Origin of the sequence: Baaleninema simplex PCC 7105, from assembly GCF_000332355.1 — a bacterium.
Classification (GTDB): Bacteria; Cyanobacteriota; Cyanobacteriia; order Cyanobacteriales; family Geitlerinemataceae; genus Baaleninema; species Baaleninema simplex.
Genome location: NZ_KB235958.1, coordinates 1,046,141 through 1,065,844, shown reverse-complemented (window position 1 = coordinate 1,065,844; position 19,704 = coordinate 1,046,141). Strand labels below are relative to the sequence as shown.

General features: G+C 54.1%; 1 protein-coding gene. It reads left to right on the top strand.

Annotated features, from left to right (window positions below):
- Positions 1–371: 371 nt before the first annotated feature.
- Positions 372–19,694, top strand: coding sequence for a putative Ig domain-containing protein (locus tag GEI7105_RS0106635; RefSeq protein ID WP_017659692.1), 19,323 nt, complete (start codon positions 372–374; stop codon positions 19,692–19,694).
- Positions 19,695–19,704: the final 10 nt, after the last annotated feature.

Sequence of the window (19,704 nt, the reverse complement as noted above, 5' to 3'; positions counted from 1 at the left end):
ACCACAGAAGATGGGCAGAAATTCGGCTAAATCTGCCTTTTTTGTAAAGAATTGTTGCGAAATCCGTAAAATTTGAAAATTGAACCCGAGAAATTAAATAGGGGTCGAACGCCTCGTTAAAAAAGTTAAAATTTATCGCCATTTGAACCGTAAAACTACAGAACGCTCGACAGAAAACTCCGAAGAATTTCTAAGATTTTACCGATAGAAAAACACGATACTTCCCTAAAACTCCCGATCTTCCCGTACGAAAGTTCCGTATATTTTCTGTAGAAATCACTCGGAGAACTCTGGCATACTGCGAGTCAAATTCCTCGAGCTTTCAGCCGCTCGAACGAGAGGAATTCGGTGTATCTACAGGATCTCAGATCGTGACTGCCCAACCGTTTGACGAGTTTGGCTCGGCTCCTCTCGAGTCGAACGACCCCCTCAAAAATCCTTTCAAACTCGACGGGTTTGAAGCCGATTTAGAGACCCCGCCGTCCCTGCCTCCTGCCAGCGGCGGAGACGACGACCGGTCGAGTAGCGATCGCCAATTCACCGAACTCCAAGCTCGAGAACCGTTCGACTTTCCCCAACCCCCTCGAACAGAAAGCACAGATTTCCTAACCGGAACCGAAGCCGAAAAACCCACCGTCACCTACGATTCTCCCGACCCCCTCGCCTCACCTTTAAACTTCGACTCGGGAACCTTCCTCGTCGGAGACAGCGGACGAGTCAGTGTCGATTACATCTTCGACGGCGGCTACTACCAAGGAGAACTGGCAATCTTCAGCCTCACGGGAATGGAAGCCTTCGCTCCCGACTCCCCCGACTTGATTCGAGAAGCCGCTCGCCGCAGCCTCAGCGACTCGACGTTGGGACATATCGTCATTTCAGACCGCCGCGAAGGTGCAAAAATCGACGGACGACTCCCCGGAGAACCCCAAAATTGGAATCGCGGTCAGTACAACGGCGAAAAAACCGTCGAGATGACCCCCGGCGATCGCTTTGGCGTCATGCTCGTACCCAACGGCACCGTCGCCGAAGTCTACGAAAAACCCAAACTCGGAGGAAGTCGGCGACCGCTGTTTTCCATGGCCACCGCCAACCCCGACGATGCCTTCCACGTCGGACAAGTCGCCGACGTCACCGGCGACGGTCGCACCTTCGTCATCGAAGACCAACGGGCCGACGGAGACTCCGACCGCGATTACAACGACGTCATGTTCCGCTTTCGCGGTGCCACCGGAACGGCAACGTCCATCGACGACCTCATCGATCCGGCGCTCGACTGGCGAGACAGCGACCTCGGCCGAGTCATCTTAGACGGCGACGACCTCCCGGATCTGCCGCAAGTCAGCGCCACCTTTGAAGATACCGGACTGTCCGATCGCGACGGCATCACCTCAAAAATCGCCGTTTCCGGCAATATCAGCCAGATCGATCGCCTGTCTCGCCTGCAAGTCGAAATCGAAGGATTCGACCCCGTCGAGATAACCGACTGGGTGGAAACAGACGGCAGTTTCGAGATCGATCGCGATCGCTTTAACGAACTCCTCGGCGGTGCGCCGTTAGAAGACAGAGACTACACCCTCGTTTTCCAAACCGAAGACCTCGACGGCAACCTATCCGACCCCAGCCAACTGTCCCTGACCCTCGATCTGACCTCCCCGACCGCCATTTTCGGCTTATCACCCGACTCCGACACGCCACCACCAGGAGACGACGCCACCGAACTAGCGACCGTGACCCTAGCCGGACAAACCGAAGCCGGAAGTCGCATCGTCCTATCCGGAACGACCCGAGAAGTCTTCGCCGACGACACCGGATACTTCGAGTTCACCGACATCGAACTGGAACTGGGCGACAACACCTTTGCCATCGAAGTGACCGACCCCGCCGGAAATCGCGGACAACAAAGCCAAACCCTCGTCCGACTGACCCCAGACGACCCCGACACCGAACCACCGGTTATTGTCGGACAGTTAGCAGAGGACACGGGAACCCTCCCCGGCATCACCTCCAATCCCGCCGTTATCGGAACGGTCACGGACGAGAGCCAGATTTCGCAATTTGTCGTGCGCCTCGACGGACAGACCCAACCCGTCGACGCCACCGCCTATCTCGACGCCGACGGCAATTTCAGCCTCGATCGCGCGGCGTTAGAAACCCTGTTCGGTCCGCTTCCCGACGGCGTCCGACAGCTTCACTTCCAAGCCCTCGACGACCGGGGCAACCTCTCGGAGACCTTCTCCCTCTCCTTTACCCTCGACACCGACGCACCGGCGTTGGTCTTCGGTCTCGACCCCGACTCCGATACGCCCCCTCAAGGGGATAATATCACCGAAGCCGATGTCGTCGCGTTAATCGGCACCACGGAAGCCGGAGCGACCGTGACCTTTGGCGGAACGACGGTCGTTGCCGACGCCAACGGACAGTTTACCTTTCACGACGTTTCTCTAAATCTAGGCGAAAACGTCCTCGACATGCAGGTGACGGACGGTGCGGGGAATTCTCGCTCCGTCGTACAAACGATCGTCCGAGAAAACGCGACGCTCCCCGACACGACGCCACCGGTCGTTTCTGCGGCTCTGACAGAAGACACGGGAACCTCAGCCAGCGACGGACTGACCTCGAACCCGGCGGTGTCGGGAAGAATTACCGACAGCAGCGCGATTGCGGGATTCGTCGCGGGATTTGCCACAGACCGTCTGGTCGACATCCGCGACGCCTTATCGGCTGACGGTCAGTTTGTGTTAGACCGAACCCGTTTAGACGCCATCTTTGGCAATGCCATTCCCGATGGAAACCATACGCTTTACTTGCAGGCCGCAGACGAGTACGGCAACCTCTCTGACATTTTCCCTCTCGATTTCACCCTCGATACCACGTCGCCGGGACTCAGTTTCGGCTTAGACCCGGCGTTCGATACGCTTCCCGTCGACGACGGACAAACGGCGTTTGAAACCGTAACCTTAGCCGGTTCCACCGACCCTGGAGCGCGGGTCGAACTGCTCGAAACCGGTCGCGTGACGGTAGCCGATAACGACGGACACTTCGTCTTGACCGACGTGACCTTAACCTTGGGAGAGAATCAGCTCACGGTCGTTTCGACGGACGCGGCGGGGAATTCCAGCACCCTCGAACAGACGGTTACGCGCCTCGACCCGTTACCCGTCGATGAAGACCCGCCGGTGATTTCCGCACAGCTCGCCAACGATACGGGACGTTCGGGACGTGATGCCAACACGTCCGACCCGACGATCGTGGGGGCGATCGTCGACATCAGTCAAATCGATTATCTCCTGGCCGACCTCGACGGACGCGGCGAAGCGATCGATATTTCCGATTTATTGCAAGACGATGGCAGTTTTGCAATTTCTCCGGATAAGTTAGTCGAACTCAACGGCGAACCCCTAACCGATGGTCGTCATACGGTATCGTTGCAAGCGGCGGACGAGTACGGGAATTTGTCCGGCGTCTTCGAGCTGACCTTCGTACTCGATACGACGGCGCCTCCGTTGACGTTAGATTTTGGCGACCGTGTCGATAGTAACGGTGAAACGGACGCCGGAACGGTCACTGTGACGGGACAAACGGAAGCTCACGCCAGGGTACAGCTTTTAGGAACGGGAACGACGGTGACCGCCGACGCGACGGGACAGTTTGAGTTTTCCGACGTGACGCTCGAAGTCGGTGAAAACGCACTGACGTTCGGGGTGACGGATATCGCCGGGAATACCACCGAACAGCAACAGACGGTGACGCGGGTGGCGGTTCCCGACATTCTCTTGGAAGAACGAGACGGCGATGTCGGTCTGTTTAATAACTTGTGGGAAGGGGAGTTTGTGGTTCCCGAGACGCCGTCGGTGCTGTCGTTGGAACTGACGGATTTGAATTTCGATGTCAGCGACGAGATGTCGATGGCGGATGCGTTGGAAGTGGCGATCGTCGACGAAGCGGGACAGACGTTAGTGAGAACCATCGCCTCGGGTCGCGATACGCTGTTCAATTTGACGGAAGGTCAAGCGGCGGTTTCGGCGGCGGGGGCTGAATTTGACGGTCGAGTGCTGCGGGTGGACTTGTCGGAGATCGAACCGGGAACGGCGGCGACGTTACAGGTACGGTTGGTCAATAACGATAACGATTTGGAGACTTCCGTTCGCTTCAGACCGTTTGAAATTCGAGGGGGAGAAATTGTCGAGACCGACCCCGTTACGCCGACGCCACCGAGTCGTTCGGAGGAACCCGTCCCTGATGGGGAGTGGGTGGACGTGTCCTCCAGCGTCGAGTTCGAGTACCGCCGGGTGTCGTTCAACCGCGACAGTGGGATTCTGTTTGCCGATTTAGCGTTAGAGAATCTGGGGAGTTATTGGTTCGACGCACCGTTGCGGGTGGGGGTCAGGAATATTAGCGACCCCACGGTGCGGTTGCGGGGAACGGATGGGGTTACGGACGAAGGGGTTCCCTATTACGACTTTAGTGACTTGGTTTCTGAGGGAGCGTTGAGTCCGGGGGGAACGAGCGAGGCGGGGACGCTGGAGTTTTACAATCCCAACGGCGTGCAGTTCGATGGGGAGTTGGTGGTTTGGAGTCAGCTCAACCGCGACCCGCTGATTACCGGCGACCCCGAGACGGAGGTTTTGCTTGGGAAGTCTTACACCGCCTCGGTTGTGGCGGAAGACCCCGATGGGGATGTTTTGAGTTACGAATTGGTTGAAGGGCCACCCGGATTGAGCCTCGATTCGGAAACTGGCGAGCTGACCTGGGCTGAAGAGGCGCTCGTGGAGGGCAACCACACGTTGCGGGTACGAGTTGAAGACGGTCGTGGGGGAGTTGTCGAAGGAAGCTACATCCTAGAGGCGATCGAACCCCCTCCCAACCGTCCCCCCATCTTTACCTCGACGCCAGTTGTCGAAGCTTACATTCAGCAGCCTTACGTTTACGATGCCGATGCGATCGACCCCGACGGCGATGTCTTAGACTATGGCGTATCGTACGGGCCGGACGGACTGACCGTCGATTCAGAAACCGGAGTCGTAAACTGGACGCCGTCGTCGTCGTTTATTCTCGGGGACACTGTTCTCGGGCAGATCGGCGTCCCTGGAGAGCAAGATTCGTTTACCTTTAACGGAACTGCCGGACAGCGCGTGTACTTCGATCCGCGTCAGTATACGGGCAGTGCGAGTGATTGGAGTTTCACACTGTTCGATCCCGATGGAAAAGAACTTCTGGTTACTGACTTATATTCTCAACGTGACGATCGCCTCCTAACCCTTCTGAAGAATGGAGAGTATCGCGTTGTTGTCGATACCAACACCGATCGGACGGGCAGCTATGGATTTAGCGTTCTCTCTCTCGATCTCGCTTCCTTCGTGCCTTTCGATACACCGATCGAGGGAGTATTAGAGACGGGTACGCAAGATGCAATCTATCGCTTTACCGGAAACGCCGAACAGAAGCTCTTCATCGATAATACGACGAACAGCGGCAACTTTAAATGGGTTCTTTACGGACCGGATAATGTCGCGGTTGAGTCCCAATTCTCTGGCAATGACATGGAGTTGTATTTGCCTGAAGATGGCGAATACGTGTTGGTGCTACAAGGTAAGGGAAATCTTAACGATCGCATTGAATATGCCTTTGAGATCGTTACGCCTGACGAAATCGAACAGCCGCTTCAATTAGGAATCAATGCCAATTCCCATTCTGTTACAGGGGAGATTGGTGAAAAAGGCGAAGAGGATATCTATACGTTCGAGGCTGAGAAAGGACAGCGCATTCTCTTCGATCGCCTTTTCTCAACTAACAGCAAGATTGAAGCTACAATTTTCAGCCCGAGCGATCAAAATCTCAAAAAGAGCCAATTTAATAGGGTTGAAGACTACGTTCCAATAACATTCGATGAAACGGGAACTTATCGTATTGTAGTCGATGCGTCAGGGGAGAATACTGGCTCTTACAGATTTAGCGTACTCGATGCCAACGCTGCCCCGAGTATTGCCTTCGACACCCTTCAATCAGGAAGGATCGATCCGGGAGAGGAAACGCATCTCTATCAATTTAACGGCGAAGCAGAACAGCGCTTGTTCGTTGACTTACCGAGTTCTCTTTCTGGTGAAAATTGGAAGCTTTACGATTCGGGAAATCAAAAAATTAGTTCTGAGAATTGGCCGAGTGAAGACCCCGAATACGTCCTTCCCAGAAAAGATACTTATACATTAGCTGTTGTGGGTAAAACCTCGACTCCATGGGATTATGAGTTTGAAATCGTCACTCCCAATCTCTATGAGAAGACGCTCGCTCTCAATACGCCGGTTTACGGAAATCTCACAGAAAAAGGCGATCGCGATGTTTATACCTTAACCGGTTATAAAGGTCAAATTTTATTTCTCGATGCCCTAGAGGGTACATCTTCACATGAGATAACCTTAACGAGTCCCAGTGGTCAAACAGCTTACTCATCAGAAGACCTTATTATTAGGAAATATTATTCTGACTATAAAGACGATCGAGATCGTTTGCTCGTTCGCCTACCTGAAGATGGTGTTTACGAACTATTAGTTGATGGTGATTTGGAACAAACTGGTCGTTACGGCTTCCAACTGATAGATGTCAGTACAGCTCCAAAAATCGAATCACAAACTTCTCTTGATGGAATTCTAGATCCAGGTTTCTCTGTTCAGTTTTATCAGTTTGAAGGAGGAACAGACGAGACCGTTTACTTTGATAGCTTAGAAAGTGTAACCTCGTATAGTTCTTATTGGTATCTTTACAACTCTAACCTCGAACGTATTGCCAGTCGCCAACTTAAGAATAATTTTGAAATCGATTTACACGGATCGGGAACTTATTACCTCGGCATTCTTGGGGGAGAGGAAACACCGTTAAACTATTCGATCGAACGAGTCGCAACGGTTCCAGAAACAGCTTCGATCGCTCTCGACACGCCAGCAAATGGTGAAATCGCCCAGAAAGGCGAACGAGATATCTACACTTTTACCGGAGCGATCGGTCAGCATATTGCGTTTGAATTGCTAGAAGGCAATTCAAACCTGAACTACGAGATTTTTTCTCCCTCCAATCGATCCTTTGGTTCGGAATCGGTAGATGACTCCGAGAGACTACCGTTAACTGAAAGTGGTCAGTACCGAGTTGAAATTGACGGACAGGACGATACGACGGGAACCTATCGCTTTCAAATTGCCACGGTAGAGGATGATTTTACACCGAGTCCGCCAGTTCCTGCTATTCCTTTAGCACTCAATACCCCTCGATCTATATCGCTGGCAGCCGGTGAAACCAAGCGTTATCGCTTCACCGGTCAGATCGGTCAGAAAATTTGGTTCGACGGACTGACTGAGTCCGATCGAGGTTCTAACGTATACGTTACGCTATACGACCCCTCTGGAACAGAAGTTTTCAAGAATTACAATCTATACAGTGACGAGCTACTAAGAACTTTAACGCGAGATGGCAACTACGACCTCGTTATTGAGTCTAAGCGTTCTTCAGCAACCGAGGTGAGTTTTCAATTACTTGATAACTTTGGGGCAGCTTCTGTAAGCTTCGATAGCGAAGTGAGTGGAAACTTATCGAACCAACTCGCCACTCAACTGTATCGATTTACGGGAGAGAAGGGACAACACCTGTATCTCGAAAGATTAGAGGGAGATTATTACAACTATGTTCATTTGTACGCTCCAGATGGGCGTGGAATTGATTACCAACGTTTGAGTTACGATTTGGGCGATTTTGAATTACCGGGAAATGGGGAGTATATTCTAGCGCTTCAAGGTAACACTCGCTCGAACACCCAACAATACGGCTTTGAAATCGTCACGCCTCCCCAGTTACCGATCGAGCCGTTTGAATTCGGGAGTCTTGTTTCTGGAGAGATTGCCGAACCCGGTCAAGCTAACGTTTATACCTTTGAAGCTGAATCCGGTCAACGGTTGTGGTTTGACGGTCTCGAAAGTACAAATTCTTACGATCCCCGAGGTTCTCTATACGATCCGCAAGGGGCTCGAATTTGGAGCGGACAATCTCTCGGTTCAGATCGCCAACTTTTTGAAGTGCCGACCACGGGCACCTATCGTCTCGAAATCGATGCTTCATCAGACCAAACTGGGGAATATCGCTTCCGCATTTTAGACGTTGATGCAGAAGGCGACGCTCACCCAATTGCCCTCGACTCGACTTTCGATTCGACCTCCAAGGTGGGTGTAGACACCGATCCCGCTGCAACTCACATTTATGGATTTGACGGGACAGCCGGTCAAGTTATCTACGTCGATCGCTTGCGGGGAGACGATGTCTATTCGATCTACGACGCGGCCGGACAAGCTGTCGCCACTTCAGATACATCGAGCGATATTGAGGAATTCGAGGCCGTTTTACCAAAAGACGGTCGTTATAGCCTCGTTGTTGAAGGTCGCGGGACGACGACAGACTACGAAGTGCGTTTGGGAACGCCCGACTTCGTCGAGTCGAGTTACGAATTCGGGCAAACGATTGTTGGGTCGATTTCAGAAGTGGGAGAGCGCGATACCTATACCTTCGAGGGAGCGCCCGGACAACTGCTGTATCTGGATAACTTAGCCTACAGCCTTTCTATCAAAGCGACCGTTACTTCTCCGAGCGATCGCCACGTTCAAACGCTTTTGTTGAGCGGGAACGATCCGAATCCCGTTCTCCTCAACGAAGCGGGAACCTACACCCTCGAAATTGATGGGTATCGAGAACAACAGGGCGATTACTCGCTTCGTCTTCTCGACTTGATGGCGGCGCCGACTGTCGCCCTCGATACAGAAATAACGGGCGATTTTGGCGAAAGCCGTCGCGCTGCCGATGCCTACCGCTTGACTGGTGAAGCCGATCGAACGCTGTTTTTCGATCGACTCACTGGCGATTCTTCAAATTATTACCGACTCTACGATTCGGCGGGTCAGTCATTGTTTTGGCGACACCCATCACTAAGTGCAGATAGTGAGACAACGCTTCCTCGAGACGGAGAGTACGTTCTCGTTTTCGACGGTCGTAACGGTACTGACAATAGTTACCGGTTAGAAATTGTCACGCCAGAATTTCCAACGTTCGATCTAACGTTGGGTGAGACCGTAACGAACGAGCTAACCGAGCCGGGAGAGCAACATACTTATACATTTACCGGCAAGCTGGGTCAGACGCTGTTTTACCAGCCTCTCTTCAGTTCGAGTACTCTTAATGTTTCTTTACTCGACGAAGGGGGTAAAAAACTCTGGGAACAGCAAAAATACTCCGGTCGAAAACTGTTTACTTTGAGTGAAGAGGGTACTTACCAACTCATCGTTGATGGAGAGAAAGATGCTGTTACGGGTTATGGCTTCCAACTGTTCGATCTCGCCTCCAGTCCCGAACTCCCTCTCGACATCGAACTTTCAGGCGACTTCGGAACCAGCGAACGAGAAGCGATACTGTACCAGTTTGAAAGCGACGCTCGAACGCATCTATATTTCGAGGCAACTGGAGAATCAACCGACCGGTACGCCCTCTATGCTCCCGACGGAACGGAGGTTTTCTTCCAAAGATTCGATCTCGATATCGAGCAGGAGCTGACAGATGAAGGAACCTATACGTTAGCGTTGCTCGGATGGGGCGGAACGCGCAACGATTACGCTCTAACCGTTCGTGCTGCTACGTTTGATTCCCTATCGCTTCCTTTCGGTCAAGTGGTAGAAGGAACCTTGGAGGGAGCAGGCGATCGCCACATTTATGAATTTACCGGTCGTATCGGTCAGTCGCTGTTCTTTGACGGATTGTCTGCCGATCCTTCTTTAACGGCAACGCTCTTAGCCCCCGGTGGCAGCGCTTTATCGTCCGTCGATCCAGATAAGGATTGGTCGAAACCTCTAACTTTGACAGAAAGCGGTCTCTATCGCTTGGAAATTGACGGTGAGAATACCGCCACAGGAGATTACAGCTTCCGCTTGAGCGATCTCAGTGCCACTTCACCTTTGCCTTTGAGTGAGTCGGTTTCTGGAACGGTGTTAGACTCTGAGGTCGAACTGTATCAAATCGAGGGAACGGCCGGGCAAGTTTTAAATTTCGATTGGCTCTCGGCAGACAGTGAAGCTTATTGGAATCTTTACGATCCTGGGAATCGCGCCCTTACTGAGTTTAAGAAGCAGAGTGCGAGTTTAGATTTTGAGGCAGCATTGCCTCTTGACGGACGGTATACCTTGGCTGTGGCGTCTTCTGGATCGGGAGCGAACGAGTATTCTTTTGAGGTGACGGACATTTCGACAGAGCCGATCGCCACGAGCGGTCTCGGTACGAAAATTGCGGGGAATTTGCCGAGCGGCGAAACTCGGACTCACCGTTTTACGGCGTCGGCGGGAATGCAGGTCTACTTCGACAGCTTGGTCAACAACTATATTCGGACGACCCTAATAGCCCCCGACGGTACGGAAACTTTTAGTATAAGCAGCAGTAACGATCTCTACACTATAAACCCTGTAACGTTAACCCAAACGGGTGAGTACGTTGTAAAAGTCTCGCCATGGAGTGGCGAGTATGGATTGCAACTCTTAGAGTTCTCTCAAGATGCTTCCGAGCGTATCCAAATCGGTCAGGCCGTCTCGGGAACGACAGACGGTCGCGCCGCTCGAGTTTACAACTTTGACGGTCAGATCGGACAACGGATTTTGTTGAACGGAATGACCGGACAGAATGTCGATGCCAAACTCTACACTCCCAACGGCGAGCAGGTATTTTCCCATGACTTCTATTACTCGAGAGATACCAATCCGTATGCTCTCGAGTTAGACGGGGTTTATCATCTGGTGATTTCTGGCGAAAACGACAGCGCCAACGATTACCAATTCCAACTCCTCGATTTGAGTGCCGGTCGGGAAGTGAAGCTGCGGATGCCGGTCGAAGGCAGCTTACCCACAGGTCAGTACGGGGATGTTTACAAAATTAACGGTCGAGCCGACCAGCGCCTGTATTTCGATCTGTTGCAAGGCACGTCGAGCTTGTACTGGGAACTCTACGATCCGAATTACCAATCGCTCGAGAGGCAGCGCTTTAACACAGACCTGGAAGATGTCGTGTTGCCTGAAGATGGAGAATACACGCTCTATCTCGAGGGTGGAACCTCTGCATCTCCCCTGAACTACCGTTTCCAAGTTTGGGCAGACGACGATCGCCCCGATATCGTCACCCCTGGAGACGGCCGCACGGCATCCGGTGGCGACGGAGCGCTGTTTGAATTCCCGGTCGCTCTCGAAGTGGCAGACGGAAATGGGGGGACGGCAGCTCAAGAATATACGATCCGCTTGATGCCCGACCCGCTCAACACGGCTCCTGAGATTATCAGCACGCCGCTGACCGATTTCGGCCTCAACCAGCGGTTTTACGAATACCAGCTCAAAACTTTCGATGCTGAAGACGACGACCTCAACTACCGTTTGATCGACGGACCATCGGGAGCGGTCGTCACGCAAGATACGGGAATGCTCGGATGGTTTCCTCAAGACGCTCGAGCCGGTGAAACTTACGGCTTTAAAGTCGAAGTATCCGACGGTCGCGGCGGTCGAGACGTTCAGGAATTTGAAGTTACTGTCCAGTCAGCGACCGGAGCGATTCGCGGCGCCGTATTCGACGACCTCAACGGGAACGGCTACCGCGATTCCAATTTCGTCGTGGGAGAGTCCCCTAACATCCTGTTCGTCGTCGATACGTCGCCCAGCATGGGAAGCCGCTCGGTGAATTGGGGCGATCCGAATACGACCTTGGAAAACTTCGGCGATCGACCCGTGTCAGTTCAAGATCTCGAATGGGCTTCGATCGTCGCGCTGGCCGAACAGATGTCCGCTCAAGACCGTGGCGATGACGTAAAGGTGGGATTTATGGCCTTCGGCAGTAACGCCCTAACGGATATGGACGTGGAGACACCCGGCTTCCAACCCTTTACGAACGTTGCTGCCGATCGCAATGGAAACAATCTAGCCGATTACCGAGAAGCGATTCAAAATCCGTTATCGGGTGGTGCTTCGGCAGTGGGAACCTCGGAAATGACCGTGGCGGCAGGACTCGCCGATAGCTTACCGGATGACGAGACCCTGAACGTCATCTTTATGTCCGATGGCTTTATTGGCATTGACGAAGAAGCCGTCACCTCTCTTCGCGAGAAGCCAAACGTCAATCTGTCAGCGTTTGCCATCGGTACGACAGCCAGTTTGGATACGATGCAGCGCATCGATCCCAATGCCTCACGAATCACTCGCCCTGATGACCTACTCGATATCTTTGGAGGCTGGACTCTCTATTCGAGCAACGAACCGTTGCTCGAGAACGTGACGGTCTACCTCGACCTCGACAACGACGGACAGCTCGACGAGACCGAACCCCAGCAGAAAACCCAACCGAACACGACCCTTTCGCTCGTCGGCGATCGCGACCCTTATTACTTCAATTTTGAAGGGTTGTTGCCGGGAACCTACCACGTCCGACAAGTGGTACCCAACGGTCGCCACGAAACGGCACCGCCGACGGGTTCGTTCGTCGATACCGTGACGGTCACCGGCGGCGAAACCTTCTCTCATCTGTTCGGCCTGCAGGACGTTGGCGATCCGCCCAACGCCGCCCCCGAGTTCCAAACGACTGCCCCCGAAGACCGCCTGACGGCTGGGGAGCAATGGCGATATTCCGCCCTCGCCCTCGACCCCGATGCCGACGCGATCGCCTACGACCTTCCTTTAGCCCCTGAAGGCGCCTTCGTCGATGTCGAAACTGGTTTGGTAGTCTGGAAACCCCAGGCGGAGCAAACGGGAACCTTTGATTTCTTACTGCGGGTGCAGGACGATCGCGGTGCGCGATCGATCCAAGCCTTCCAACTGACAGTAGAGGCCCCCAACCAAGCCCCCGTCTTCGTTACCGACGACGCGGCCGTCCCCTCGCCTCAAGTGGGCAAACCCTTCGAGTTCGAGTTCCGAGCCATCGACCCCGAGGGCGACGCGATCGCTTACAGCTTGGCGGACAGTTCCTCGAACCGAGTCACCCTCGACGAAACCGGTCGGCTGACCTGGACGCCCAGTTCCAGCGAACTGGGGCAACACCAACTCACCCTCGTCGCGCGGGACGATCGCGGTGCCGAAACCCAGCAGGTCTTCCCCCTGACGGTTATCGAAGCGCAGCCCAACCAACCCCCTCAAATCGCCGAGTCCCCCGCGCCCAATACTCGCGCGCAAGTGGGCGTTCCCTACACCTACGCCCTCCCCGTTCGCGACCCCGACGGCGATACCCTGACCTACCGGGCGATCGCACCGAGTCCGACGGGTTTGGAAATCGACGACACCGGCCGGGCGATCTGGATTCCCACCGCCGAACAGTTCGGCCGCCACGACATCGCCATCGAAGTCGAAGACGCCCAGGGCGCGACGGAACTCGTCACCTGGACGGTCGACGTTACCCACCAAACCGGGAACAGCGCACCGGTCGTCACCTCAGAGCCAACCCTCGTCGCCACGATCGAGCAACCTTACCGCTATAGACTCGAGGCGATCGACCCCGACGGCGATGCCCTCATCTGGCAGTTAGACGACGCCCCCACCGGAGCCGTCCTCGACCCGCTGACGGGCGTTTTGAGCTGGCAACCGACCGAAACTCAACTCGGCGATCGCGAATTTGCCGTCCGCGTCACCGACAGCCGGGGTAGCTTCAGCGGACAGGGCTTCACCGTCCAAGTCAACGGCACCAACACGCCCCCCGCCATTACCTCCGTCCCCTCCACCGCCGCCGGAGTCGGACAACCCTACCGTTACGTCGTCGAAGCCACCGACCCCGAAGGAGACGCTCTACGCTTCAGTTTGGGCGAACGACCTGAAGGCATGACGGTCGACGAGCTGACGGGAGAGGTACTGTGGGACGCACCCACCCTCGGCACCCACACCGTCGAAATTATCGCCAGCGACTCTCAAAACGACCTCAACCGCCAGCGTTACACCCTCGTCGTCGAGCCAACGGCTGTCAACCAAGCCCCTCGCATTACCTCGACCCCCCAAGGACTGACCGGTGTGGGGACGGAATACACCTATACCCTCGAAGCCGAAGATCCCGACGGCGATTCCTTAACCTACGCGCTAAACACCCCCGTCGACGGTGCCACCCTCGACCCCGTTACAGGCCGACTGTCTTGGACGGCGACGGCTTCCGGTCGCACCGAATTCGACCTACAAGCCACTGACCCCGCTGGAGCGATCGCTCGCCAACGCTTTGCCGTCGTGGCGTTTGACGATCGGCCACCCGTGATTCAGTCGAACGATATGCCGACGTTAGCCGTTCCCGAGACCCTCTATCGCTACGATATTCGGGCTTACGACCCCAACGGAACGCCGCTGACCTATCGCCTCGACGACGAGTCGCACGCTAAAGGCATGACCCTCGACGATGCAGGTCGCCTGCGCTGGACGCCGGGTCTCGAAGACCTGGGCCAACATCCCATCGAAATCGAGATCGTCGACGGGTCTGGGGCGACGACGACTCAAGCCTTTACGCTGACGGTGGCTGCCGATACCGCTGCCCCAGAGGTGGAACTGTTACCCTTGAGTCCGATCTTCGTCACCGCCGACGATACCTATCAAGCCAATCTCGGCGACGAGGTGCGCTGGCAAGTGGCCGCCACAGACGACGTCGGCGTGACGGGGTTGCAGTTGTTCGTCAACGGCGAACCCCTGGCACTCGATGCCAACGGGACGGCAGTTATGACGGCATCGGAAGCCTCGACCTTAGAAGGATGGGCCACAGATGCGGCGGGGAACGTCGCCACGGCAACAGTCGCCCTATCCGTCTTCGACCCCAGCGATACGAATCCGCCGGTAGTGTCCCTCGACCCGACGGTGTGGGAAACCCCGATTACCCACTTCACCGACGTTCTGGGAACCGCACACGACCCCGACGGCACGTTGGATTATTACAGTTTAGAAGTGGCTCCTGCGACCGGGGGCGAGTTCGTGGAGTTCCTGCGCGTCGAAGATACCGACGTGGACGCGAATTCGACCTTGGGAGAGTTCGACCCGACCACATTGCTCAACGACAGCTATCGCCTGCGCTTGACCGCCGCCGATACAGCGGGGAACCTCTCGAGCGTCGAGGAAATCGTCGATGTAGCCGGGGAGTTGAAGTTGGGCAATTTCCAACTCTCGTTTACGGACATGGAGATTCCCGTTTCGGGGATTCCCATCTCTGTGACGCGGACTTACGATTCTTTAACGTCGAACTGGTCGGACGAGTTAGGTTACGGTTGGCGTTTGGAATTCCGCGATACGGACTTGCGGACGAGTTTGCCGAAGCCGACGCCGGAACAGGAGCTGTTGGGACAGTTGCCGGGATTCAAAGATGGAGACCGGGTGTATGTGACGGTTCCGGGAGGTAAACGGGTTGGGTTTACCTTCGAGCCTCGACTCGATCCGCAAATCGAATCGCTGTTGAGTCAAGGGGCTTATATTCCGAAAACTCTACAGTTCCGTACACCCGAGTTCGTCGCAGACGACGGGTCTCACATGACCCTGTCCGTATCCCAACACTCGTTGGTCTGGAACGACCGTTTAAACGCTTATACGAGCGTCAGTGGCGTTCCCTACAATCCGGCATCGTCAATGTTTGGGGGAACCTATACGCTGACGACAAAGGACGGAATTGAATACAAAATTGACGGGACGACGGGAGATTTGGTCGCGGCGACCGACCTCAACGGGAACGAGTTGACGTTTACCGACGACGGTATCTTTAGCGATACGGGAGTGGCGGTGACGTTCGCGCGAGATGCAAAAGGTCGCATCACCGAAATTACCGACCCCGACGGGGAAGTGGTGAGTTACGAGTACGACGCGGCGGGAGATTTGGTCGCGGTGACGGACCGCGAGGAGATGACGACGACGTTCGGCTACGGTGTGGACGAGCGTCCTCACTATCTCGACGAGATAATCGACCCCTTGGGACGTCCGGCGGTGCGGACGGAGTACGACGAGAAAGGTCGGTTGAAACGGACGTTGGATGTCGAGGGAGATTCCATCAGCTTCAGCTACGACCCCGATAACGCCACCCAAATCGTCAAAGACGCCAACGACAACCCCACCTTCTACGAATACGACGATCGCGGCAACGTCATCCAACAAGTCAACGCTCTCGGTCACATTACCCAACTCAAATACGAAGACCCCAACAATCCCACCCGAGTCACCTCCATCACCGACCCCAACGGCAACCTCACCACCTATCGCTACGACGAAAACGGCAACCTCCTCCGCCGTAGCGAACCGCATCCTCCGGGAACCGAGCCGTCGTACACCCACTACGGTTACGACGAAAACGGCAACCAGACCTCCATTACCCTACCCACAGGAGCCACCTTCAAACAAAAATACGACGCACGCGGCAACTTACTGCGAATGGAAGATGCCGAGGGCAATCTCATCCAAGCCTTCACCTACGACCGTCGTGGAAACGTCACCAGCGAAACCGACCCCTTTGGGACAACGATATACGGACTCATCAATTCTTTTGGTAATGCTCTTTGGATTAAAGATCCCAACGGGGACGTGACGACCAGCACCAACACCAAACAAGGTTGGCTGAAAACCTTTACCGACAGTAGCGGCACCTCAGAAATCTTCTACGACAAATCGGGACGGGAACTCAAAGCCGACTACGGCGATGGTCTGATTGTCGAGTACGATTACGAAGGAGCCGGAAGCGATTGGACGAGCCTCGAAGCACCGACCATCGGTCGCATCGAACGCCGCTTTACCGAAGACGGCAAACTCGGCGGTTGGCTGACCCCAGGAGAGGGAGAAATTACCTTCACCTACAACGAAAACGGTCAGTTAAAAACTGAAACCGACCCCAGCGGACGAGTCACCACCTACACCTACGACCCCATCGGTCGCGTCAAAACGGTGACGGACGAAGCCACGGGACTGAAGACGGAATATCACTACGACCGTCTCCCCGAGGGGATTGCCGACCCCGACCCCGACGTTCCCGACCACCTCCTCGGTCGTCGCAGCGGTCAAACGGTGCATCTCGATGCCGACACGCGATATACGACTGCCACGACGTACTATCCCGACGGAAAAGTCAAATCCTCCACGGACGCGCGAGGAAACACGACCTTCTTCGACTATACGCCGACCACGACCACCATCACCGATGCTTTAGAACGTCAAACCGTCAGTATCAGCAGCGACCAGTATCTCCCCCTCGAAACCCGTTACGCCGACGGCACGACCGAACGTCAAACCTACCTGTTCGGCAACAACCTCCTCGAAGCGAAAGACTATCCGACGAGTCTCACTGACCGCAACCAACGAGACCGTCTGTTCGACTACGACGAACTCGGTCGCCTCGAAACCGCTACGGATTGGGGAAATACCCTCTACCAATTCCGTTACGAGGACAACGGCTACGCCGTCGAAAGTCCGACAGGGGAAACGCTGCTGTCTTACGAGTACAACGACGACGGCGACTTGAAAGCCGTCACCTACCTCGACGGCGGAACTCGAGAACTGACCTATTCCGAGACAGACAACCGTTTAGAAAAAGCGGTTCTCCCCTCTGGCTTCGAGGTGGACTACGACTATACAGCCTCGGGATTGGAACGGCGACGAACGGTTTCCTTCAATGACGAAGTGATTGAAGAAGTCGTCTCCGACTGGAACGAAGCCACCGGACAGTTACAAAGTCTCACCGACGCCACGGGAACCACCACCTATCACTACGATGCCGAAACTCAGGCGTTGTCTGGCGTAGACTATCCCAACGGCGGTGAAATTCGCTACGACTACGATGTTTTGGGACGAGTTGAAGCGGTGACGGTGAAAGCCGATGCGGATGCAGAAGCTTACGAAACTCGCTATCGATACGATGGGGTGGGAAATCTAACGGCGGTGACTGACCCGACGCAGGGAACGACCGCTTACGAGTACGATGAGGTCAACCGCCTGACCTCGCGGACGTTGCCGAACGGGGTGAAGACGGTTTATACCTACAAGGAGAACACCGATTTCGTCGAATCGATGACTCATTTAGCAGTCGATGGAACGACGGTATTGTCGTCGGTGAGTTACGATCGCTCTGCCAGTGGCGAACCGACGAAGATAACGCGCGAAGACGGTTCCTATCGCCAAATCGAGTACGATGCCTCGCTGCGGGTGGAGAAAGAGTCGTTCTACGATGCGACTGGAACCTTGTTAGACGAGGTGGTCTATACTTACGATGCCGATGGCAACCGTCAGACGGTTTCGGGTGGGGAAGCTCAGGGAACTTACCGCTACGAGAACGTTCACCAACTCACAGAAATCGATACGTCACAGGGAATCGAGACGTACACTTACGATGAGGGGGGTCGTGTCGAAACCATCAGTCGCGATGGGGAGACGTTACGGTTCGAGTACGACGAAAACGACCAGTTGACCAAAGTTTCGGATGTTAATGGCAATCCGGTTGTTGAGTATACTTACGACAGCGAGGGTCGTCGGGTTGAAGTGACGGACGCGCAAGGAAAACGGGACGTGGTGGTGGCTCCGACAAGGGGAAGACTCGAATCGCCGTTTTTGATTGTTCGCAACGCTCAGGTAGAGGCGGCGTTTGCTTATGCGGGGGATATGCCGCTGGCTCGGGTGGACGAGGCGGGTAATCCGGTATATTACCTGACGGATGCGATGGGAAGTGTCATTGGTTTGGTGGATGGCAACGGTCAGGAGGTGGCGGAGTTCCGCTACGATAGTTTTGGCAATTTGCAGACGCCGGAAGTGTTGTCGGAAGGGTTAGGGGGAGATTTCCGCTTCCAGGGTCAGTGGTTGGAGTCGAATACGGACTTATACCATTTCCGAGCGCGGTATTACGACCCCGAGACGGGACGCTTTGTCAGTCGCGACCCGGTTGAGGTTATCGAGACGGTGCCGGAGAGTAGTAATCCCTATCAGTTTGTTTATAACAATCCTCTGGTTTATAGCGATCCGACTGGGGAGTTTACTATTACTGAAGTTAATACTTCCTTTGAAATTCAAGGTGTTCTTAATAAGATACAAGCTTACACAGCTAATCAAATTAAAGATTATTTGATAGATAAAGCAAGGGGAGTTGTAGGTGAACTAGCAATATCTGCCTTTAGCTCTCTGCTACCTCAACAATTTGGTTATATCTATTCTTCTTTTAGTGAATTTTCAGGAAGAGCAGGAGCTCGACAAGCTGGCAATAGATTTGAAGCTGCTATTCAAGGAGCTATTTGTGGTATAATTGGTGAAACAAATTTTTATCCAGATTCACTTTGGCTTGAGCCAGCTGTAGGAAAAGCAGATGGAAAACCAAATGGAAATGGTTATAATTGCAAAAATATTGAAAATGGAAGAAGGAGAGGATCTACTAGAATCAATTCATTTCCTGACTTTATTTTTAAATCTGCACCTCCAACTCAAGAACCTCCAAAAGCATGGCTAATTGGAGATTTTAAGTATTCTTTAAAATCAGTCAGAGATTCAGCTAAAAGCCAAACAAATCAGTGGAAAGCAATTACTCGACATGCACAATATCAAAATCAGCATCAATATGCTCCAATTGTTACATACTTTACACTCCAAAATGGAGGAAGGAGGGGGCTTCTTTATGCAAAAGAATTAGAAATTGAAGCAGTAGAAGCTGGAGTAGCTTTGTTTGTATTTTCTGTGAAATAAATTACGATCG